Raw genomic sequence first — 22,462 nt, forward strand, 5'->3', positions numbered from 1 at the left:
TGGCAATGGAGCGAAGGGGCGTCATCATTCAGCTCGAAGCAGAGAACAACTGGTTAACAGGAGGATTCGATGAAAGAGAGCAAGCCATTTAACATTCCAAAGCAGGTAGTTATAACAGCATTTAAGAGAGTCAAAGCGAATAAAGGAAGTGCAGGGATCGACGGTCTGGACATCAAGGGCTTTGAAAAAGACCTCAAAGGAAACCTGTATAAGATCTGGAACAGAATGAGTTCCGGAAGTTACTTCCCTCCACCGGTTAAATTGGTCGAAATTCCAAAGAAATCAGGCGGAACACGAGGGCTCGGCATTCCGACAGTCGGAGACAGAGTGGCTCAAATGGTAGTGAAAATGTATATAGAGCCGCGAGTAGAGGCCATCTTCCATACAGATTCCTATGGGTATCGTCCCAACAAGTCAGCGATCGATGCAATAAGACAAGCGAGGAAAAGGTGCTGGAAAAATGACTATGTCTTAGAATTTGACATCAAAGGTCTATTTGACAACATCGATCACGAGTTATTAATGCATGCAATGCGAAAGCACATCAGAGAGTCATGGATAATGATGTATATAGAAAGATGGCTCAAAGCACCGTTCATAAATGCAGAAGGTCAATGGATCGAACGCAAAAGCGGAACCCCTCAGGGGGGCGTCATCAGCCCTGTACTTGCGAATCTATTTATGCATTACGCTTTTGACTTGTGGATGAAACGGACAAATCCAAACTCACCGTTTGAAAGATATGCAGATGATGCCATTATCCACTGCAGCACGCAAGCGGAAGCTGAGAAGATTCTTGGAGAACTCAAGGAACGACTAGAGGAGTGCAAGCTCGAATTACATCCAACGAAAACCAAGATTGTATACTGCAAGGATAAGGATAGAGTAAAGGAGTATCCAGTCACTGAGTTTGAATTCCTGGGATATACCTTCCGAAGGGTGTTCATCAAAGACAGACTAGGGAGATTGCAGTTCAACTTCCTGCCGTCAGTGAGTGTTAAATCGGCTAAAGCATTCAGAGACAAAATAAAATCGATGCGAATTCATAGTTATACTGGTAGTAAAATCGAAATGATCGCTGAAATGCTATCTCCAATGGTCAGAGGCTGGCTTAACTATTTCACAAAATTCAATCCATCAGCAGTAAAGTACACCATAGACTGTCTGAATCGAAGATTGGTCAAATGGGCAATGTGCAAATACAAGAGGTTTAGGGGACATCGCAGTCGAGCAGAAAAATGGCTGAAAGAACTTGCAAAAAGAGAACCCAATATGTTTCCACACTGGGTTCTTGGAATGGTACCGTAACTGGCCGAATGATAAGAGCCGTATGAATCGAGAGGTTCACGTACGGTTCTGTGAGAGCCTGAAGGTGAAACTCCTTCGGGCTACTCGACTGAGAAGACGGGGGCTAGCCGCCCCCTTTTACTCGATCGGCTGCCTGCTTCCGGAAGGCCCGCAAATCGGCGGACATGACAAAACAAGTGACAGCCTGTAACTACTTAACTTCATGTCCGCATTTTACAATTTAATAGAAATTTTAGCGTGAAGTGGAGGTTGGATTATGAGGAAGAACAAAGCTTCGCAAGCGTTGCTGCGATTGCTGTGCATGCTGCTGCTGCTGGAAGCGTTCATGCCGATATTCGGCGCGTCGGCGGAGACGCCGGTCTGGGAGCCGCCCCAAGACGAGGCTTTGCCGTCCTGGGCGGCGAAGGAAATCAGGGAGCTGGGCAAGGAAGGCATCATTAAGGGGTATCCCGACGGTTATTATCGTCCGGATCGTTCCGTATCCCGGGATGAATTTGTGACGCTGCTGCTGCGCCTGAACGCTAGCCTGGGCAATCGCCCATCGGTTGAACTGGAGGGCGAGCTGAAGCGCAGTCTGACGGACACGGTGCCGTTCGGCGTCTATGAAGGCAAGCAGCCCGCGACCAGACAGGAGACGGCCTATTGGATCGGCGAGCTGCTTCAGCTGCAAGCGGGGCAGCCCCGATCGTTCCGCGATGCGGACCGCGTTCCGGACTGGGCGGAATCCGCCGTGTCGATGGTCAGCTCGTACGGGTGGATGCAGGGGTACGTGGACAACACGTTCCGCGGAGAAGCGACGCTTACGCGCGCGCAGGCCGCCGTCATCATCCATCGGATCCGGGAATGGTTGAAGGACGAAGAGCTTCATCTGTTGGCGGTGCTTGTCGCGGACAAAGACGGCAAGCCACTGAATGACGCGACGGTTACGGTGCACCGAAAAGGCGCAAGAGCCGTCAGCCAATGGGGCCGAACCGACGGCAACGGATTGTATTGGCAGCTGGCCGAATACGGAACGTATGACATCAACGCCTGGAAAGCGATGCTGCTGGCCAGCGGGCAGGTTAAGCTCGGCAGCGATACGGGGTTAAGCAAGCTGCGGGCGGAAACGGCCGCGACGATCGAAGGGAAGCTGACCGGGAAGGACGGGACCGCCGCCGTCGGAAACGCCATCGCCTTGACGACGAATCCGACGTTTTTCGGCGTAGCCGGTCCGGACGGGACTTTTAAAGCGTATGTCGTTCCAAGCCAGACGTATAAAGTGGCTTTAGTGGAAGATGAAGTGTTGCGCGCAAGGGTCGAGGAAACGCGAAACGCCCAGTCCGTTCTCGGCCGCTCCACGGTGCCGGACAGCCTGCGGCTGCTCGACGGTTCGGAGACGGAGCAGGAGGCATGCGATTGCCGGTACAACGAGCTTCAAGGCACGCTGAAATCGCCCGAAGCCGGCAAGACGCTGAACATCGGGACGATCGCGTTTACGGATACGGCAGTGCCGGGAGGGAGTGCGCCTGCCCCCGGAGGCGGGTATCCGTCCCAAGGCGGCGGCAATCCGCCTCCAACGCCGTCACCATCGCCGTCACCATCACCATCGCCATCACCATCCCCTACGCCGCCGCCGGACACGGAGCCGCCGACCGCGCCTATTGTCGTGGCCGCCGTACCCGGAGACGGCGAAATTACGGTCATCTGGACGGCCAATACGGAAAGCGATCTGGCCGGGTATAACGTTTACGTGAGCGAGGACGGGGGACAGACCTGGCAGCCGGGTCTGGACGCCGGGATCGCGACAAGCTATAGCGTCAGCGGTCTGGTGAACGGCGTGGAATACCACTTTGCCGTAACCTCCTACGATCGGAGCGGCAACGAATCGGAAAAATCGGGGATCGCGTCCGCCATTCCGAGAGGAGGGGAGGGAGAAGTTCCGTTGGCGCCGACGGGCCTGGCGGCAGAATCCTTCTCGGCATCGGCTGCCTTGCGCTGGCTCGCCAATGCCGAGCCGAATGTGGCGGGCTACAAAGTTTACGCGTCCGGCGACGGCGGCGCAACCTGGAGCGCCGGAACCGATGTCGGCGCGGCGACCAGCTATACCGCAACGGGGCTGATGAACGGATCGAGCTATCATTTTGCGGTCACCGCTTATCATGCGGCAGGCGCGGAATCGCCCCGATCGACAACCGTCCAGGCGACTCCAACGGCCGGAGCCGTTCAGCTTCCGCCGGATCCGATCCATGTCGCCAATCCGGTGCCGCTCGTCGAAGCGTCCGCCTTCCATACGATCGTGGATTTCCTGTACAAGGGCGACCAGCCCATTCAAGTCGGCGTGGAGGAGGACGCGATCACGCCGGAACGAGTCGCGGTGCTGAGAGGCAATGTCGTCGACGCCCATAACGAGCCGCTGGCGGGCGTCAAGGTGACGGTGCTCGGCCATGAGCAGTTCGGGCATACGTTCACGAGATCCGACGGCATGTTCGATATGGCCGTGAACGGCGGCGGGGAAGTGGTGGTTAACTATGAGCGGGAAGGCTTCATGCCTGCGCAGCGCAAGATCGGCACCGATTGGGAGCAATTTGCCGACCTGCCGGACGTGACGCTGCTGGCTCATGACAGCAAGGCGACGGAGATCGCATTCGACAGCGACGATTATCAGGTCGGACAAGGCAGCCCGGTAACGGATGAAGAGGGGACGCGGCAAGGCACGCTGATCGTCCCGCCCCATACGGCCGGCACGCTCGTGATGCCGGACGGCTCGACGCAGCCGCTCTCGAAGATGAGCTTCCGGGCGACCGAATATACCGTCGGCGAGAACGGGCCGTCCGCGATGCCGGGAGAGCTGCCGACATTCGTAGGCTATACGTACGCCGTCGAGCTGTCGGCCGACGAAGCGGTCGCCGCCGGCGCGGCGGAGGTTCGGTTCGATCAGACGTTATATTACTATGTGGACAACTTTCTGGAGTTTCCCGTCGGCGAGACGGTGCCGAGCGGCTATTACGACCGGCAAGCGGCCAATTGGGTGCCGTCGGCCAATGGCCGGATTATTGGCATCGTTAACGTGGACGGAGGCATGGCAGCCGTCGATATCGACGGCGACGGGGTTGCGGACGGCGAGCCGCAGTTGGCCGCGATCGGGCTGACTGCGGCAGAACGAATGGAACTCTCCCAGCTGTACGAGCCGGGCAAGAGCTTGTGGCGCGTGCCGATTGAGCATTTTACGCCATGGGATTTCAACTGGCCGTACGGACCGCCCGAGGGCATCGTTTATCCGCCGAATAAGCGGCCCGAACACATGCGGGATAGGATGGAGGACCCGTGCCACGAAAGCGGGTCGATTATCGGATGTCAGGATCAGTCTCTCGGCGAGTCCATTCCGGTTGCGGGCACGCCGTACAACTTGCATTATCAGAGCAAGCGGACGGAGGGCTATACGGACAAATCTGCGATGAGAATTCCGCTGAGCGAGGTTGGCGAGCTTCCGGATTCGCTGCAAAGCATCTCGGTGACGATCCATATCGCTGGACGAACGTTCAAGCGGAATTTCGCGCCTTCCTCCGGCCTGAGCTATACGTTCTATTGGGATGGCAAAGACGCCTACGGCAGGACGCTCCTTGGAAGCCATCCGTACACCGTGAAAATAGACTACAACTGGCGGATGCAATATTACGCTTCGCGTTCCGAATATGAAGCGAGCTTCTCCCGCTTGGGCGTGGCGGGCTCGGTCATCGGCAGCAGGAGTGCGCAGACGGTTGCGACGACCAGGCAGTGGGAAGGCGCCCTGACCAGTCCGGTACACCCTTATAAGGAAGCAGGAATCGGCGGGTGGAGCCTGAACCATTGGCACCGGTACGATCCCGCAACGAATCAGCTCGCGATGGGCAACGGCACTTCCCGGGTGCTGCCCGACCGCATGGGGCGGACGCTGCCCGACCTCAAGTCGCTTAACGCATTCGAGCTGAAGATCAGACCGGGGCCCGATCCCTCCGAGGAAGTCGTCCTGACGGACATTTACTACGTCTGGGATTTGCAGGCCGAACACGACGGCAACTTGATTCTGAGCGCCGCGAGAGTTGGCAACACGGACTTCTATCGGCTGACGAAGGACGGCGAGCTGCAGATGATTCCCGTAGAACCGAGGCCGTACGCCTACGAATTCGACGTAGATGCCGCCGGGAAGATCTATGCGAGGAGTTCTTCTGCAAGGGCCCTATACGAATATCAAGCAGGGGCAACGACCGGGAAGAAGCTTGCCGGGCTGAATCGGACTCAAGGGATTCCGAATCTCGATTACGATGGCAAGCGGGCGCTGGACGTCGAGCTTTATCGGGTGCACAATCCGCAGAAAGGCCCTGACGGCAGCATCTACTTCCGGGAATATTACTCCTTGTACAAGCTCGATCCGGACGGACTGCTGTCGGCTCTGGGAGAGAGGAACACGGTTGGCGTCGATCGCGGGCCCGCAAGCAAGAGGAACATCGGGAATATCGCCAATTTCTCGATCGCCGATAACGGAGGCCTCTATGTCGTCGATCGGGTAGGCGCGAATTGTCCGTATGATCCGACCGTCTGCCACGGGAACCGAATTCGTTATATTTCGCCCGAAGGCGTCATTACGCCGATCTTCGACGGCGGCAGCCCGACGAGAATCAGCGATATTGAACTCGGCGGGGACGGTTCCGTTTATTTTGTCGACGCCAGCCAGTACCGGCTGTTCCAGGTTGCGCCGGACGGCAAAGTAGAAGAGCCGTATTTTCAACCGATTGAAGTGATCAAGGATAAGCTGATTTCCGAGCTGGGCGAGCCGGACGAACAGGTCAACATCGAGCTGCTGGACATCGGTCCGCGGGACGAGTTGTATATCCTGGCGATTCATAAGAAATCGGGGACATCCCAAAGGTTCGTATACCGTCTTAGCGATAGGGTAGAAAATAGCGCCTTTTACCGTATTCCTTCGGCCGACGGCTTGCAGCTCTTCGAATTCGACCATGCGGGCCGGCATCTGCTGACGAGAAGCGCGCTGACGGACGTAATCGAATACCGCTTCGACTACGATTCCGCGGGCCGGCTGCTCTCCGTCGCCGATCGCGACGGCAACCTAACGGCGATCGAGCGGGACGGAGCAGGAAGGCCCGTGGCGCTGATCGCGCCGGGCGGTCAGCGAACGACGCTGGCGCTGGACGGCGACGGCGAGCTCGCCGAGCTGTTGAATCCGGCGGGCGAAACGTATCGGATGAAGTACGAGAACGGCTTGCTGACGGAAGTGACGAATCCGGCTCAGGGCGTCAGCCGGTATCAGTACAACGGGCAAGGTCTGCTCGTTCGGGCGGTCGACCCGCAAGGCGGCGTCAAGACGCTGCACAGGACGGCAAACGGCGACGGGTATTCGGTCGCGTTCACCGATCCGGGCGGCCTGACGACGCTGTACGAGGTGTCCGAAGCGGACGGGAAGAAGATCCGTGCGACCACGGATCCGAACGGCTACCGCATCGTGAGCGAATCCGTTCCCGGCGTCAGCGAAACGTCGACGCTGCCGGACGGCACGGTCGTGCGCAAGACGTTCGGAACCGATCCCCGTTGGGGCAGGAACACGCCGTTCGTCTCCGAGATGACCTATACGTCTCCAGACGGCACAGTCGCCTCGTTCCGCGAGCGGCGCGAAGTCGACTTCGACGCCGAAGGCCGATTGTCGGTCTATAAGGTCACGCATACGCTGAACGGCGACGTGTCAACGCTTGCGTACGAGACGGCAAGCAAGAGGTTTACGCATAGGACTGCGGAAGGTCTCGTCACCGAGACCTACTTGAACGAGAAGGATCGCGTCGACCGGGTCGTCTGGCCCGATTCGGGGCTGCATCCCCTCGCGTACAGCTATGATGAGCAGGGACGTCTATCCCGAATCGCGCAAGGCGACAAATTCGTGCAGATCTCGTACAACGAGCGCAACCAGGTCGCGACGGAAAGCGATGCGTCCGGGAGCGTCAAGAGCTATTCGTACGACGAAGCCGGCCGCCTCGCGTCGGTGACGACGCCGGGGAACAAGACGTACGGCAAATCGTACGACGACCTGGGCCAATGGGCGGGCGTCGCGATGCCGGACGGAACCGTCTATCGCCAGTCCTATAATGCGCTCGGGCAATTCGGTCGTTCGGTCCCGCCGGCGACGGCAGCTGGTATCGATCGGATTATGCCGAGGGCGGAGCCTTGAGGCAGTCGCGGCTCGCAAGCGGGCGCACGGTGGACTATTGGCTGGAGGCGGACGGCAGCAGGAGGCCCGTTGCGGTGAACGATGCCGATATCGAGCGCGCGTATGCGTATGCGGGCAGCTCGCCGCTGGCGGCTTCGATCGTCAGCCGGATGCCGGGCGATCCGGCGAGAAGCCAGTCGATCGAATACGGCTATGCAGGCGAAAATGTCTCCTCGATGCTGCTAAGCGGCAAAGTGAATGCTTCGTTGACGTATGAATACGACGATTTCTTCCATGTGACGAATATCCGGACGACGGCAGGCGGATCGGTGTCCGATATCGCCATCGAGTACGATCGGGACGACAATCTGACCCGATACGGACCGTTCCGTTTCAACCGCGGCGGTCCGCTCCAGGCTGTCGATTCCATGAGCGACGGAGCGATGGACGTTCGGATCGAGTACGACGAGTACGGGCAAATCGCGGCGGTCGCCTATGTGCTCGCCGGACAAGAAGTCTACTGGGAGAGCTACGCGTATGACCTGAGAGGGTTCGTTACGGCTGCGACGATCGAGTCGTTAGAAGGAACGGAGACGATTCATTACGACTACGACGCCGACGGCCAACTGACGGGGGTTACCCGACGGGGACCGGACGGGCAGCTGACGACGGAAGCATATACGTACGACAGCAATAAAAACCGGACGTCCGGCACCGTGAACGGAAGCGAGACGGTAATCAGCGCCTACGGGCGGCATGACGTGCTTCAGCAGGCGGGCGATCAGGCGTACGTTTTCGATGCGGACGGCTACTTGACGAGCCGGGGGCAGGACGCCTTCAAGTACGGCGTTCGGGGAGAGCTGCTGGAGGCGACGGTGACGGGAGCCACTTACACGTATACGTACGACGGACTCGGCAGACGCGTGGCCAGGGACGATGCCGACGGCAGATCGACGCAATATGTGTACGGCAGTCCGGATGCGCTGCATCTGCTGACCGCTTCGATCGATCCGGACGGAGAGATGACGACGTACTTCTATAATGAGGCGGGACTGCTCATCGCACTGGAGCGGGGCGGCAGCCGGTATTACGTAATCACGGACATGGTCGGCACGCCGAAGCGGGTGCTCGACGGCAGCGGCGGAATCGTCAAGTCGCTGCGCTACGACAGCTACGGCCGGCTGCTGTCCGATTCGAACCCCGGGTTCCGGCTTGAGATCGGCTATGCCGGCGGGATCGAGGATCGCGGCACGGGGCTGGTCCGATTCGGCTACCGCGATTACGACGCCGCATCGGGAAGATGGACGGCGCGGGATCCGATCCTGCTCGAGAGCGGTCAGGCGAATCTATACGCATATGTCAACAACAATCCGGTTATGATGAGAGATCCGTGCGGTCAGTTCTGCGTAGGCGGAAGCGCCTATGCGGGCGTCGGAGCGGGGGCGAAGGTGTGCCTCACCAAGGAGGGCTTCTCCTCCTGCGTCGAAGGCGGCTTCGGCGCCGGCGGAGGACTGGAGGTATCGCCGGCGGAGGGACTGGCCAATAACGAGCTCGTCCTGGAAGCAACCGCCAAGGCGACGCTCGGTATCGCCAGCGTAACTACCGGATACAAGGCGGCGCATCAATTCGACACGGACTGCCGGACGTCCGGCGCCATCCTGAAGGGGGATGTCGGGCCTTTCAGCGCTGATATTCTGGATCCGCGCAACTCGACGTTCAACGCGCAAGCAGAGGGCTTCAAGCCCCAGTTCAAAGACATGTTCAAGAGCGGCGGTTTCAAGGCGGAAGCGGCCTTGAAGGCGAAGCTGTGCCGCAATCTCCGCTGGTAGGCTGGAGAGGCTGAAACGGCGATGCAGGGGAGCAATCCCTGCATCGCCGTTTCCCGTTCCGCTAACGATACGTTACCGCCGGCTCCAGCAGCGTGATCGTCCCCTCGTTCGCGTTCAGATTGGCGAAAGCTCCGATCGGGATCGCCGCCTTGTACGTGCCGTGCCCGGAAGCCAGGTTCGCGATCAGCGGCTTGCCGATCGGCACGAGAAATTCGTCGATCAAGTCCTCGTACGATTTCCCGTAGGCGTCGGGACAACTGTCGCAGCCGCCGAGGAGAAGCCCCGCGCAATCCCGGAATTTGCCGGCCAGCGCCAGATGCTCCATATACCGGTAGACAGTGTTGACCGGCTCATGGACGTCTTCGAGCAGAAGGATTCTGCCCCTCGTATCAACCTCGTAAGGCGTCCCCAGCGTGCCGACGAGCGAAGTCAGGTTGCCGCCGGCGATCGGTCCGGTCGCGCTTCCGGGAACTTTGGGGATCAGCGGCATGCCCGGCGGATTAACGATTGCCCGGGGCGCCGCGGTGGAGGAGGTCGCCGTAAAAAACTGCTCGAAGTTGTACGGAGGGGTATCCGGCTTGAAGTCGATCAGCAGCAGACTGTGCAGCGTCACGATATCCGACAGCTGCGCCAGCGTGTTCAGCAATACGGTGATGTCGCTGTAGCCGCTGACGATCTTAGGATTCGAGCGGATAAACCGGTAATCGAGGTAAGGCAGTATCCCCTCTACGCCCACGCCGCCGCGCGACGGCAAAATCAAGCGCACGTTCGGATCCGCGAACATCGTCATCAGATCCTCGGCGCGATCCCGGGCGCTGCCCGCCAAAAATCCGTCCGCCGCATAGACGTTGCGGCCCGTTACGACGTTCAGCCCAAGAGAACGAAGGTAGGCGATCCGCGCATCGATCGTCTCCGCCGCAAGCGGGCTTCCCAGCGTAACGATTCCTACCGTATCTCCACTTTGCAACGCCCTCGGTTTGATGCTCATGCCGATCACCGTCCCCCGTTAACGCTATTGCTATGATATGAGCGACGAGCTTGGGTTTATCATGCCGGGAGCAAACTTTTGCTCGGGACAGAGCGTTCGATGGAGACGGGGCTGTCTGATTTGTAAAAGCCGACCATACGGCCGAGGAGATTTTCCGCACGGCCCGGAAGGGAGAGCCGGAGAGCCGGCGCCTGATCGAGGACGATATCGATTATTTGGCTATCGCGATCTTGCCTCCCTCTTGATGTGAACCGGGCAAAGCTTTAGACTCGGAGTAGGCGTAGTACAGAGATTGACGGAAGGGGCGTCCGCCATGATTGTCGTCGGTTTGGCCGGTTGGGGGGATCACGATACGCTGTACGCGCCCGGAACGGCGGCGAGGAACAAGCTGCAGACGTATTCGCGGCATTTCTCCATCGTCGAGCTGGACAGTGCCTTCTATGCAGTACAGCCGCCGGACAGAATGGCTCGCTATGCGGAGGAGACCCCGGACGGCTTCGGCTTTGTCGTTAAAGCGTATCAAGGCATGACGGGCCATCTGAGAGGCAAGCCCTACTACCGCGATGACGAGGAGATGTATTCGGCGTTCCGGGACAGTCTGGAGCCGGTACGGGCGGCCGGCAAGCTGAAGGCCGCTCTGTTTCAGTATCCGCCCTGGTTCGACTGCACGAGGGACAACGTCCGCTTGCTGCGCGAGACGAAAAAAAGAATGAACGATTTCCCGTGCGCGCTGGAGTTTCGCCATCAGAGCTGGTTCGTGCCGGAGATGAGGGAGCGAACGCTGGCCTACATGAGAGACGAAGGGTGGATTCACAGCGTATGCGACGAGCCGCAAGCCGGCGCCGGCTCGATCCCGGCCGTTCCGGAGACGACGCACCCGGACTTTACGCTCGTCCGCCTGCACGGCAGGAACGCAGCAGGATGGAATCAGAGCGGCGGCGCGGACTGGCGGGAGGTCCGGTATCTGTACGACTACAGCGAGAGTGAATTGAACGAATGGACGGAGATCGTCTGCAGGCTGGCGCAGAGCTGCCGTGAGGTCGGCGTTATTTTCAACAACAACTCCGGGGGGCATGCGGCCGGCAACGCCAAGCAATACATGCGGATGCTCGGACAGCCCGTATACGAGCTGCCGGTCGCGAGCGAGCCGGAGCAGCTTGATCTGTTCAACTTATAGGGACACGAAAGGAATGGCGAACATGCTTAAATTCGGCATTATCGGAACGAACTGGATTACGGACGATTTCATTGACGCGGCCAAAAGAAACGACGATATCGAACTAACCGCCGTATATTCCCGAACGGAGGAGAAAGGACGAGCGTTTGCGGACAAGCACGGCATCCCGAGCGTCTATACGAATCTGGAGCGGTTCGCGTCGGAAGGGGCGTTCGACGCCGTCTATATCGCCAGCCCGAACGCAGCCCATGCCGACCAAGCGATTCTGTGCATGGGCAAGGGCAAGCACGTGCTGTGCGAGAAGCCGCTGGCCTCCAACGCGCGGGAGGTAAGCCGGATGATCGAGGCGGCGCGGGCGAACGGCGTTCTGCTGATGGAGGCGATGAAGTCGACGTTCACGCCGACGTTCCGCGCGGTGCGCGACAGCCTGCACAAGATCGGAGCGGTGCGCCGGTATTTCGGCAGCTACTGCCAGTACTCCTCCCGCTACGATCTGTACAAGAAGGGGGAGCTGCCGAACGCGTTTAACCCGGCTCTGTCGAACGGTTCGCTGATGGATCTGGGCGTCTACTGCCTCTATCCGCTTGTCGTGCTGTTCGGTGCGCCCCGGCGGATTCAAGCCAGCGCCTTCAAGCTGGAATCCGGAGCGGACGGAGCCGGCAGTCTGCTGCTCGACTACGAAGGGATGGACGCCGTCGTCCACTACTCGAAGATCGTCGACTCCTACTCCAGCGCCGAGATCCAGGGGGAGAACGGGACGATCGTGTTCGATAAAATCAGCCGGCCGGACAGCGCGCACATTCGCTATCGGGACGGTTCGGTCGAGACGCTCACCCGGCCGCAAGAGGACAACGCGATGTATTACGAGGTGAGGGCGTTCGCCGATCTGATCGCGGAAGGAAAGCTCGAATCGGACGTCAACTCTTATGACCGCTCGCTTAAGGTGATCGAGATCATGGACGAAGCCCGCAGGCAGACGGGGCTCGTCTATCCAGCGGACCGGGGATAGCGGTGTCCGTCGTTAACCGGCTGCGGGCGTTTAATTTTTCTTACTTTTCCATGTTCGCGCTGTTCCTGTCTTTTCTTCCCGTCTATGGCTCGAACGTCGGCATACCCGGCACGCACCTCGGACTGATACTCGGCGCGGGCAGCTTGATCAGCATCGTGTCCCAGCCGCTGTGGGGCATGGTCAGCGACCGGACGAGGACGATCAAGAAGCTGCTGCTGCTCCTTCTGTTGGCCTCCATTCTGTGCGGCACGCTGCTGTTCCAGGCGGATCGCGCATGGAGTCTGCTCGTGCTGGTCGCGCTCATGAACGCGTTCTTCCTGCCGACGGATCCGCTTGTCGAAAGCTTGAACTTTCAGACCGCAGCGAGAGAGAGGGTCGGCTACGGCGGCATTCGAATGTTCGGTGCGCTGGGCTATGCCTGTGTCTCCCTGTCGGCGGGGTATGCTCTGAAGCTGTGGGGCATGGAAAGTTTGAGCTGGATCTTCCTGGGCGTCGGAGGCGCGGCGCTGCTGCTGGCGCTCGGGCTGGCGGACGTTCAGGCCACGGCGGCTCGTCCGTCCTATCGCCGGCTGAGGCAGTTTTTCTCCCGGCGGGAGACGCTGATGTTTTTCCTGACTGTGCTGATCGTGGCGGTCCCACATAAAATGAACGATACGTTCATCGGTCTCTACATCGAGCAGCTGGGCGGAGACGTGCGGCTGACGGGGATGTCGTGGTTCGTCATGACGATCGCGGAGACGGCGATGTTTGCGTTCGTCTCCCGGATCGTCAAGCCCGGAACGGAGCAGGTCTGGATGACCGTAGCGGCGGCGCTGTACGCCGTGCGATTCGCGTTGAGCTCTCTTGTCGGCAGCGCCTCCGGGCTGGTCGCCTTGCAGGTTTTTCAAGGCTTCACCTTCGTTATTTTCTATGTCGGCGCTCTGCAGTATCTGTATCGGGTCGTGCCGGATCAGTGGAAGGCGACCGGACAGACGGCCATGACGGTTACTTTTTTTGGCGTATCGGGCATTATCGGGTCCGCCGCTGGAGGCTGGGCGATGGACGAGCTCGGCGGCGCCGTTTTGTATCGCGGAATGGCGGGCTTGGCGGTCTTGGGGGCGGCGATTGGCGTCTTCATGATTCAGAGGCCGGCCCACAATATGAAGCAGCGAGGCGAATGAACATGGACAAGAAACAGATTGGGGCCATCGTGAACAAGGGCCCTCAGGATTGGGCGATCGTTCAGCAGAGGAACGGAACGGCCGATATCGTTCTGGCAGGCAGGTGGCATATGGACGAGCCCGTTCGGGAGGCTCAGGCGTATGCCCGAGTCGTGCGCGAAGACAGCGCGGAGACGGTCGTCGGCTGGACGAAGGCGGAGATGGCGGAGAACCGCAGCTGGAGCGTTCGGCTGAACGGCGTGAAGGCGGGCGGCCTGTACCGGATCGAGACCTGCCTGCAGGTCGACGGCAATCCTGCCATGGAATGGGCCATTCGCGGCGATATGATTCATCACGTCGGAGTCGGCGATCTGTGGTTGATCGCCGGACAGAGCAACGCCGCAGGCTACGGCAAAGGACCGGTCAACGATCCGCCGGAGCTGGGCGTCCATCTGCTGCGCAACAGCGGCAGGTGGGATCTGGCCTCGCATCCGTTTAACGAGTCGACGAACACGCTGCATATCGAGAATCGGGAGACGGCCAATCCGGGCCATTCGCCTTTTCTCGCCTTCGCGAAGCTGCTGAAAAGGGAGCTCGGCTATCCGATCGGCCTCGTGCAGACGGCGCTTGGCGGCTCGCCGCTGAAGGCGTGGAATCCGCTGGAGGACGGAACGCTCTATCGCAATATGCTAAGCGTCGTTCGGGACGCCGGGGGCTCCGCGAAAGGCGTCGTCTGGTACCAGGGCTGCAGCGACTGCTATCCGGGCGATTGCGAGACGTACGCCGCCCGATTCCGTCAGATGGTCGAGCAGTGGCGGGCCGATCTGGGAGAGCCGGCGCTTCCGTTCGTCACCGTGCAGTTGAACCGTTATACCAAAGGCGGCGGAACGGAGGAGGACGATCGGGCATGGGGGCTCGTTCGCGAGCAGCAGCGCGTTGCCGCCCGAGACATCCCGAACGTGACCGTCGTCCCGGCGATCGACAGTCCGCTGTCCGACGAGATCCATAACAGCCCGGCCGGCAATCTGATAATCGGCGAACGGACGGCTCGAGCGGCGCTGGCTTCCGTCTACGGCCGGGACGTTCATTTCCGCGCTCCGGAAATCGCCGGAGCCAGCTATGTCGCAGCGGATGCCGGAGGGCCCGCCGTCGAGCTGAAGTACGATCACGTCGGGGGCTACCTGGTCTCGATCGGACCGAATCATCCGGTCTTTACGGTTGAGGACGAGGATGGCCGGGCGCCGATCGAGGAGTGGTCGATCTCCGGCAGAAGCGGCATTCGGATCAGGCTGGCACGTCCTCTCCGGGGCCAGGCGTTCGTCCACGGCGGCTTCGAGAGAAATCCGGCCCCGTATTTTCCGCTCGACAGCTTGACGTACATGCCTCCGCTGTCGTTTTACCAATATCCGATTCGATCAGCGGAGCATTAAGCTGCGATCTCGTTTTTGAGAGGCTGTCCTCTCAGTATTTAAGAGCTGTTCTCTAGAAGCTGTTCTCTAGAGGCAGTTCTCTAGAAGCTGTCCCCTCAGTAGGGACGTACACGACTGTAAATGAAGCGGGAGTATCCCATGCCCATCTGAGTTAAAGCAGAAGGCAGAAATGAAGCCGAAATAGCCGAACGGAACGAAGCGGAGAAATTTCCTGCTCGTCCCGTTTGGCGTTTTTGGTCTATTGCTGCTTTTTTGGTGATTTAGGAGTAGAAAATACGCTATCCTGGTCTGAATCGCCTCTGACATAACGTGATCCCGCCGATTTCATGGAAACCGGCTTAAGCCGTTTATGCTTAAGCAGATTATGGGCACTGCCAGACCGATACGCCGAGGAGCTTCGCCCAAAATGGGCGAGGAACGATCTGCCGGACCGTAAAACCTTATCCCTGTTTATGGAGCAACAGCCCCTTCGCCGTTCATCGGACCTTCGGCACCGCCGGCAGTTGTTCGCGGGCGCGCAGAGAGCGCTGCGGGGGCAAGTAACGGACGGCTTGCGGAGAATGGACGGAGAACCTAGCGCTGTTGTCAGGTTAAGCCGTTGTCGTATGCGATCGGTGGCTTGCAGCCTGACTTCAACTTCTAACGGTTACAGTGGCGCTTAATCGATCGTTTTCCCGAAAAACGAAAAGCTAACGGTTGCCACCGCGCTTATTATGGGGGTATCGAGCGAAATGGCGCGTTTTCAGCTGAAATAGCCGCTGCTGCAACCGTTACAATCTCCATATTGCGAAAACGGCACGATTAGCGGCGCTGGCAACCGTTACGTTTGTGGGTTGGCGTAGGTTGGTGGTTGCGTAGGCGCGGGCTGGTGGGCAGCGTAGGTTGGTGGGCTAGCTGGTGGGCAAGCGTAGGATGGTGGGCTAGCGTGGGCTGTCGCGGGTTCGTAGGTTGGTGGTTGCGTAGGCGCGGGCTGGTGGGCAGCGTAAGTTGGTGGGCTAGCTGGTGGGCAAGCGTAGGATGGTGGGCTAGCGTGGGCTGTCGCGGGTTCGTAGGTTGGTGGTTGCGTAGGCGCGGGCTGGTGGGCAGCGTAGGTTGGTGGGCTAGCTGGTGGGCAAGCGTAGGATGGTGGGCTAGCGTGGGCTGTCGCGGGTTCGTAGGTTGGTGGTTGCGTAGGCGCGGGCTGGTGGGCAAGCGTAAGTTGATGGGCTAGCTGGTGAGCAAGCGTAAGTTGGTGGGCTAGCTGGTGAGCAAGCGTAAGTTGGTGGGCTAGCGTGGGCTGTCGTGGGTTCGTAGGTTGGAGCAGGTCGGCATGTTGGCGCGAGTCGGCCCTTGTTCGCGATGACCGTCAGGACTCCGCCGATGGCGCCTATAGCCCCCGCCACTCGGTCTTAATGAATTTGTTGGCCCTGGTCTGGTCGCGTTTGAAGGAGCGGTTCAGCGGTTCGAAGTCGTCGACGCCACCATGCCGCCGGGGGAAGCGGCGAAGACGGGGCGAATCTTCGTCAACGCCACCACGCCGTCGGTGAAGGCGGCCGAAGACGGAGCGAATCGTCGTCGACGCCACCATGCCGCCGGGGGAAGCGGCGAAGACGGAGCGAATCTTCGTCAACGCCACCACACCGTCGGTGAAGGCGGCCGAAGACGGAGCGAATCTTCGTCGACGCCACCATGCCGCCGGGGGAAGCGGCGAAGACGGAGCGAATCATCGTCGACGCCGCCACGCCGTCGGTGAAAGCGGCCGAAGACGGCAGCGAATCGACGTTGACGTGACGGCGGGAACGATATGGCGTTGAAGCTCGTCGAGGGATCGTTCGTGCTGGGTGGGGAGATCCCCGATTGTTAACCTCGTTCGCGATAAAGCTGCGCGTCGTGTTAAACCAAGGTTAAATCAATGTTAAATGATTATCTCTATGTTAAATTTTTCTAGAGTTGTAGGAATGCTTCCGATCGCGCCGAACTACACAAGGAAGAAGCGCGCATAAATCGACATGCTGCTTCGACATTCGGAATGCGGAGGTCGTTCGGACAGATGATTGAATTCAAACGGGTAAGCAAGGTGTATCCCGGAGGCACGGTAGGGTTGAGCAAAATCGACCTGACGATCGCAGAGGGCGAGTTCGTCGTCATCGTCGGCTTGTCCGGCGCAGGCAAGTCGACGCTGCTGCGCTCGATCAACCGGCTGCATGAAATTACGTCGGGAGAAATTTTCATAGACGGAAGGTCGATCACCGCTGCGAAAGGCAAGCAGCTGAGAATGATGAGGCGGGGCATCGGCATGATCTTCCAGAGCTTTAACCTCGTCAAGCGGTCGACGGTGCTGCGCAACGTGCTGGCCGGACGGGTCGGCTATCACTCGACGCTGCGAACGATGCTGGGGCTGTTCCCGAAGGAGGACATGGAGCTGGCGTTCGACGCGCTGACCCGGGTCAACATGCTCGACAAAGCGTATCAGCGCGCCGACCAGCTGTCCGGAGGCCAGCAGCAGCGCGTATCGATCGCCAGGGCGCTGGCCCAGCAGCCGAAAATCATCCTCGCCGACGAGCCGGTGGCGTCGCTCGACCCGCTGACGACTCGCCAGGTCATGGACGATTTGCGCCGCATTAACCGGGAGACGGGCATTACGACGGTCGTCAACCTGCACTACGTCGACTTGGCCCGGGAGTATGCGTCGAGAATTATCGGCGTTCGCGCGGGGGAGATCGTGTTCGACGGAGCCCCGGCCGAAGCGACGGACGAAGCGTTCTCCGCGATCTACGGCCGTCCGGTGTCGGAAGAGGAACGGTTGGGGGGCAGAGCCGTTGAAGCCGTCTAGTCGTCTACAGAGCCTGCCTCCGAAGCCGCGGACGGGCTTGAAGTCGTGGCTGACGGCGGCGCTGCTGCTGGTCATTCTGTGGCTGTGCGCCCGGCAGACGGAAGCCTCCTTAAGCGAGCTTGTGCGCGGCATTCCGGAGATGGGCAAGTTTTTCGCCAAAATGGTTCCGCCGGACTGGGCTTACTTCCGCGTCGTGCTTAAGCCGATGATCGAGACCGTGCAGATGGCGATTCTCGGTACGACGTTCGGAGCGCTGCTGGCGCTGCCGATCTCCTTCCTGGCCGCAAGCAATGTGACGAAGCTGATCTTCCTGCGCGCTCCGGCCAGGTTCGTGCTCAATCTGTCGCGCACCATTCCCGACCTTCTGTTCGCCGCCCTGTTCGCGACCGTGTTCGGCTACGGTCCGCTTGCGGGGACGCTGGCGCTGACCTTTTTCTCGTTCGGCGTTCTGTCCAAATGGGCCTACGAGGCGATCGAGACTGTAGACGGCGGGCCGATGGAGGCGATGACCGCCGTCGGGGCGAACAAGCTGCAGTGGATTCATTTCGGCGTCGTCTCCCAGGTCGTGGGCCAGTTTATCGGCTTTGTTCTGTACATGTTCGAGATCAACATCCGCGCCGCGGCGATTCTCGGCTTCGTCGGAGCCGGAGGCATCGGCATCTATTTGAACCGGACGCTAGGAATGTTCCGTTACGACCAGACGCTGCTCATCATTTTATTCACGCTCGCGATCGTCATTGCGATCGATATGGCTAGCTCCAGAATCAGGGGGAAACTCGCATGAACCATCCTCATTCACCGGCCGCGCCCAAACCGCCCAGACCGTTTTACGCCCGTCCCCGCACATGGATCTGGCTGGCGGCGGCCGTCGCGGTGTACAGCTGGGCGTTCAGCGGCATTCCTTTTAACGGAATCAAAGAGACCGCTTGGCAGATCACGAAGGCGATCGTCGCGGGCCTGTTCAATCCGGACTGGAACTACGTGTATTTGGCGGAAGGGGAAGACCTGATTCGGGGCTTGGGCGAGACGCTGGCGATCGCCCTGCTCGGGACGGCGATCTCGGTCGTCATTACGATTCCGTTCGCTCTGTGGGCGGCGCGCAATCTGGTCAAGCTGCGGCTGCTGTCCGGCGCGTCCGCCTTTACGCTCAGCCTGATCCGCACGTTCCCCGACATTATTATGGCGATCATCTTCATTAAAGCGGTCGGTCCCGGCGCTTTCGCCGGCGTGCTTACGATCGGGCTCAATTCCGTCGGCATGCTGGGCAAGCTGAACGCGGAAGCGCTGGAGGAGCTGGATATGGGGCCGTCCGAAGCGCTGAAGGCCTGCGGCGCGTCCCGGCTGCAGACGATCTGGCACGCGATCGTGCCTCAGGCGATTCCGTTCTACCTGTCTTTCGCGCTCTTTCGTCTGGAAATTAACGTCCGGTCGGCCGCCATTCTGGGGGCGGTCGGGGCGGGCGGGATCGGAACGCCGCTCATTTTCGCCTTGGAGGGCCGGACCTGGAGCCGCGTCGGCATCATTTTGCTAGGCATTATCGTGCTCGTCACCGCGATCGATTGGATTTCGGGCAAGCTGCGGAAGAGACTGGTGGAAGGCCGGGGGTAAGAGGCCGGAAGGCGCTCCCTCACGGGAGGAGCCTGCTGCCGATGGAGGGGCGAGTCCGGTTGTGCGGCAGACCAAGCATAAACGGCTTACCGCCGTCTCTGGGATCGGCGGGCTCACGTTGATGTCGGAGGGGGTTCGGATCAGGATAGCGGATGCTATCCTTTCTGAATCACGGAGAAAGGCCCGGACAGTCCGAAGCCCTCGCGGAGCTTCGGGCCGACCGGGCCCTTCGTCTTATTGCAGCGCCTGCGCGTATTCGCGGACGGAATCGAACCGGCTGTCGTCGCTCTTGGCATAGCCTTGGTGCGAGTAGATTTCGAAGATGATCTTCCGGCTCTCTTCATTCTGGCCGAGACCGATGAAAGCGTCCTGGATCTTCTCGATCCACTCCTTGCTCATGTCGGGACGAACCGAGATCGTATCGTTCGGAATCGGGATCGTGAAGTGCAGCGCGGAAGTTTTCTCGAAAATATCCGGAACGTCGCCTTTCACCACGTTGCGGGCGTCCTGGAAGATCGCCGCCGCGTCCGCGTCTCCGTTCAGCACGGCCAGCACGCCTTTGTCGTGGCCCTTGACTTCGATGCTCTTCACGTCCGTGTTCGGGTCGACGCCGGCCTTTTTCAGCTCGACGGCCGGATAGACGTAGCCGGCCGAGGAGGTGACGCTCTGCCAGGCGATCGTCTTGCCTTTCAGATCGGCGAGCGTCTTGATGTCCGAATCGGCTTTGACGATAAACATCGACTTGTAGCTGTCGGCCAGCTCGGTCGTCGGCGATCCGTCTTCGTCGTTCACCCCGAAGCGCTGCGCCTGAAGAATGACCTCGGCGGCGCCCATTTCCTTCGCCTGTACATAAGTGTTAGGAGGCAGGAAGCCGACGTCGACTTTCTTGGACTGCATCGCTTCGATAATCGTGTTGTAGTCCGTCGATACGCTGACTTTCACGGGGATGCCAAGCGCGTCGCCCAGCAGCTTCTCCAGCGGCTTCGCTTTGGCTTCCAGCGTTTCCGCGTTCTGGGACGGGACGAATTGAACCGTCAGCTCGCTCGGAACGTATCCCGTATCTTCCGGGCTCGGGCTTGGTTCCGAACTCGACGACGACGGCTCGCTGGCCGGCGACGAGCTCGCGGCCCCGGGGGATGGAGAAGCATTGGACCCCGTGTTGTTGCTGCTGCCGCATCCTGCGATTACGAGCAGAAGTACAGAAACGGCAATCAGGAAACGCACTTTCGACAAACGGTTAAGCATGATTTCTTTGTCCTCCTCAATCTACTTTGGAAATAATGGGGAATACAAGCCTAAATCTATCATCCATTTATTCACTCTAATGCCGCAAAAGGTAAACTTGGCGCATACAATTGTAAATTTTTGATTAACGAACAGGAGAGATCACCGATGAACATCCCGATCCCTTATCAAGCGACCTTACTGTTTACGAGCGACGTCCACGGTCATATGCTGCCGATCCGCTATGCGGACAACTCGCCGGAGGAGTACGGGCTGCTTAAGCTGGCTTCCCTCGTCAAGAAAATCCGCAGCGAGCGGAGCAACGTCCTCTTCATCGACAACGGCGATCTGCTCCAAGGCACGCCGTTCGCCTATTATCACGCCTGCCTGGATCGCGAGTCCCCGCATCCGATCGTGGCCGCCATGAACGCGCTGGAATTGGACGCCTTCGTCCCCGGCAATCACGAATTCAACTACGGTTTGCCGTTCGTCGAACGCGCCAGAGCTCAATCCGAATTCCCGTGGCTGTCGGCGAACCTTCTGCGAGCCGGAACCGGGGAGCCCTATTTCGGCCGTCCTTATCTCGTCTTCGAATTGGAGTGCGGGGCGAGAATCGGGCTTGTCGGCTTGACGACGCCGTATATTCCGAACTGGGAGCAGCCGGCGAATATCGAAGGACTGGCGTTCGAGCCGGCGGTCGACGCGGCGCGGCGCTGGGTCGCCCATCTTAAGAAGCGGGAGCGCGCGGACGTCGTGGTCGTCTCCTATCACGGAGGCTTCGAGCGGGATTTGGACACGGGAGAGGAAACCGAGGAACAGACAGGGGAGAACGAAGGCTGGCGGTTGTGCCGCGAGGTCGAAGGGATCGACGTGCTGCTGACCGGGCATCAGCATCGGAGGATCGAGGGCGCCAAGATCGCAGGCACGCACGTCGTGCAGCCGGGCTATCAGGGAAGCTGTCTGGCGCAAATCGAGCTTGGCCTGGCGCGGGACGATGCAGGGCGGTGGAGTCTGGTCTCGGTCGAATCCTCCTTGCGGGAAGCGGGCGAAGCCGAGTCCGATCGGGAGCTGGCGGAGCGTATGCGCGAAAACGAGGAAAGGGTGCAAGGCTGGCTGGATCGGCCGTTGTGCGAGGTGCAGGGAGAGATGCGGATTTTCGACCCGATGGAGGCCAGGCTGCGGGAGCATCCGCTAATCGAGCTCGTGAACCGGATTCAGATGGAGGCGTCCGGGGCGGACATCTCCTGCACGTCCCTGTTCGACAATCGGTCTCCGGGCTTCGGGCCGCGCGTATCGATGCGGGAGGTGACGGCGAACTACCCGTTCCCGAACACGCTGAGGGTGCTGCGCTTGAACGGGGCCGACATTCGGGCCGCGCTGGAGCGGACGGCGGCGTACTTCACGCTCGACGGGAACGGAGAGATTGCGGTCTCGCCTTCATTTGTCTATCCGAAGCCGCAGCATTACAATTACGATATGTGGGAAGGCATCGAATACGAGATCGACGTCTCCCTTCCCATCGGCAGCCGGATTCGGACGCTGACCCGGGACGGGCGTCCGCTGGATCCCGAAGGGCAGTACGACGTCGTGATGAACCACTACCGGGCGTCCGGAGGCGGCGATTACCGGATGTTTCGGGGGAAGCCGGTCGTCCGGGAGGTGACCGTTGACATGACGGAGATCATTGCCGAATACTTATCGAAAGCGGTCGTCGTCCGCGCCAGCGCGAACGGCAACTGGAAGGTCTATTCTTAAGAAGGGCGGTG

General features: G+C 59.8%; 13 protein-coding genes. 11 read left to right on the top strand and 2 right to left on the bottom strand.

What is annotated here, in order from left to right; translation table 11 throughout:
• The first annotated feature begins 69 nt into the window (after window positions 1-69).
• The 3 genes from ltrA to ACFO3S_RS17795 all read left to right on the top strand — a co-directional run bounded on the left by ltrA (window position 70) and on the right by ACFO3S_RS17795 (window position 9,309).
• The gene (gene ltrA, locus ACFO3S_RS17785; protein WP_378098907.1) at window positions 70-1,308 is read left to right on the top strand and encodes a group II intron reverse transcriptase/maturase; all 1,239 of its coding nucleotides are present in this window, start codon (window positions 70-72) and stop codon (window positions 1,306-1,308) included.
• Window positions 1,309-1,564: 256 nt separating this feature from the next.
• Window positions 1,565-7,501, top strand: coding sequence for an S-layer homology domain-containing protein (locus tag ACFO3S_RS17790; protein ID WP_378098909.1), 5,937 nt, complete (start codon window positions 1,565-1,567; stop codon window positions 7,499-7,501).
• Entirely contained in the window at window positions 7,498-9,309 is a 1,812-nt protein-coding gene (locus tag ACFO3S_RS17795) for an RHS repeat domain-containing protein (protein ID WP_378098911.1), read from the top strand. Before ACFO3S_RS17790 ends, ACFO3S_RS17795 begins: the two co-directional genes overlap by 4 nt.
• A 61-nt stretch (window positions 9,310-9,370) precedes the next feature.
• On the opposite strand, the gene ACFO3S_RS17800 is transcribed toward ACFO3S_RS17795, so the two are convergent.
• Entirely contained in the window at window positions 9,371-10,297 is a 927-nt protein-coding gene (locus ACFO3S_RS17800; RefSeq protein ID WP_378098913.1) for a S66 peptidase family protein, read from the bottom strand.
• A gap of 313 nt (window positions 10,298-10,610) precedes the next feature.
• Here ACFO3S_RS17800 and ACFO3S_RS17805 point away from each other — a divergent pair, with 313 nt between their 5' ends.
• The 7 genes from ACFO3S_RS17805 to phnE (ACFO3S_RS17835) all read left to right on the top strand — a co-directional run bounded on the left by ACFO3S_RS17805 (window position 10,611) and on the right by phnE (ACFO3S_RS17835) (window position 19,472).
• The gene (locus tag ACFO3S_RS17805) at window positions 10,611-11,474 is read left to right on the top strand and encodes a DUF72 domain-containing protein (RefSeq protein WP_378098915.1); all 864 of its coding nucleotides are present in this window, start codon (window positions 10,611-10,613) and stop codon (window positions 11,472-11,474) included.
• Between the two features lie 22 nt (window positions 11,475-11,496).
• Window positions 11,497-12,483 carry a Gfo/Idh/MocA family protein gene (locus ACFO3S_RS17810; RefSeq protein ID WP_378098917.1) on the top strand — a complete coding sequence of 329 codons (987 nt, stop codon included), beginning with the start codon at window positions 11,497-11,499 and terminating at the stop codon, window positions 12,481-12,483.
• A 2-nt stretch (window positions 12,484-12,485) separates the two neighbouring features.
• Complete coding sequence (locus ACFO3S_RS17815; protein ID WP_378098919.1) at window positions 12,486-13,643, top strand: MFS transporter; 1,158 nt, start codon at window positions 12,486-12,488, stop codon at window positions 13,641-13,643.
• A 2-nt stretch (window positions 13,644-13,645) separates the two neighbouring features.
• Window positions 13,646-15,052 (top strand): sialate O-acetylesterase, encoded by a 1,407-nt coding sequence (locus ACFO3S_RS17820; protein WP_378098921.1) that lies wholly within the window; start codon window positions 13,646-13,648, stop codon window positions 15,050-15,052.
• 2,029 nt (window positions 15,053-17,081) lie between these two features.
• Complete coding sequence (phnC, locus tag ACFO3S_RS17825; protein WP_378098923.1) at window positions 17,082-17,864, top strand: phosphonate ABC transporter ATP-binding protein; 783 nt, start codon at window positions 17,082-17,084, stop codon at window positions 17,862-17,864.
• Window positions 17,851-18,648 (top strand): phosphonate ABC transporter, permease protein PhnE, encoded by a 798-nt coding sequence (gene phnE, locus ACFO3S_RS17830; RefSeq protein WP_378098924.1) that lies wholly within the window; start codon window positions 17,851-17,853, stop codon window positions 18,646-18,648. Before phnC ends, phnE (ACFO3S_RS17830) begins: the two co-directional genes overlap by 14 nt.
• Window positions 18,645-19,472 carry a phosphonate ABC transporter, permease protein PhnE gene (gene phnE / locus ACFO3S_RS17835; protein WP_378098926.1) on the top strand — a complete coding sequence of 276 codons (828 nt, stop codon included), beginning with the start codon at window positions 18,645-18,647 and terminating at the stop codon, window positions 19,470-19,472. Before phnE (ACFO3S_RS17830) ends, phnE (ACFO3S_RS17835) begins: the two co-directional genes overlap by 4 nt.
• A 234-nt stretch (window positions 19,473-19,706) precedes the next feature.
• On the opposite strand, the gene ACFO3S_RS17840 is transcribed toward phnE (ACFO3S_RS17835), so the two are convergent.
• Window positions 19,707-20,717, bottom strand: coding sequence for a phosphate/phosphite/phosphonate ABC transporter substrate-binding protein (locus ACFO3S_RS17840; protein ID WP_378098928.1), 1,011 nt, complete (start codon window positions 20,715-20,717; stop codon window positions 19,707-19,709).
• Window positions 20,718-20,864: 147 nt separating this feature from the next.
• On the opposite strand from ACFO3S_RS17840, the gene ACFO3S_RS17845 reads away from it, so the two are divergent.
• A complete protein-coding gene (locus ACFO3S_RS17845) occupies window positions 20,865-22,451 on the top strand; it encodes a bifunctional metallophosphatase/5'-nucleotidase (protein WP_378098930.1) in 1,587 nt (528 codons plus the stop codon).
• Window positions 22,452-22,462: the final 11 nt, after the last annotated feature.

Origin of the sequence: Cohnella hongkongensis (genome assembly GCF_042654645.1) — a bacterium.
GTDB classification, from domain to species: Bacteria; Bacillota; Bacilli; order Paenibacillales; family Paenibacillaceae; genus Cohnella; species Cohnella hongkongensis.

Bases quoted from the DNA above. Each gene is read 5' to 3' on its own strand.
- ACFO3S_RS17840 (WP_378098928.1), bottom strand. From the start codon at position 20,717: ATGCTTAACCGTTTGTCGAAAGTGCGTTTCCTGATTGCCGTTTCTGTA.
- ACFO3S_RS17800 (WP_378098913.1), bottom strand. From the start codon at position 10,297: ATGAGCATCAAACCGAGGGCGTTGCAAAGTGGAGATACGGTAGGAATC.
- ACFO3S_RS17790 (WP_378098909.1), top strand. From the start codon at position 1,565: ATGAGGAAGAACAAAGCTTCGCAAGCGTTGCTGCGATTGCTGTGCATG.
- ACFO3S_RS17820 (WP_378098921.1), top strand. From the start codon at position 13,646: ATGGACAAGAAACAGATTGGGGCCATCGTGAACAAGGGCCCTCAGGAT.
- ACFO3S_RS17845 (WP_378098930.1), top strand. From the start codon at position 20,865: ATGAACATCCCGATCCCTTATCAAGCGACCTTACTGTTTACGAGCGAC.
- phnC (WP_378098923.1), top strand. From the start codon at position 17,082: ATGATTGAATTCAAACGGGTAAGCAAGGTGTATCCCGGAGGCACGGTA.
- ACFO3S_RS17810 (WP_378098917.1), top strand. From the start codon at position 11,497: ATGCTTAAATTCGGCATTATCGGAACGAACTGGATTACGGACGATTTC.
- ACFO3S_RS17805 (WP_378098915.1), top strand. From the start codon at position 10,611: ATGATTGTCGTCGGTTTGGCCGGTTGGGGGGATCACGATACGCTGTAC.
- ltrA (WP_378098907.1), top strand. From the start codon at position 70: ATGAAAGAGAGCAAGCCATTTAACATTCCAAAGCAGGTAGTTATAACA.
- phnE (WP_378098926.1), top strand. From the start codon at position 18,645: ATGAACCATCCTCATTCACCGGCCGCGCCCAAACCGCCCAGACCGTTT.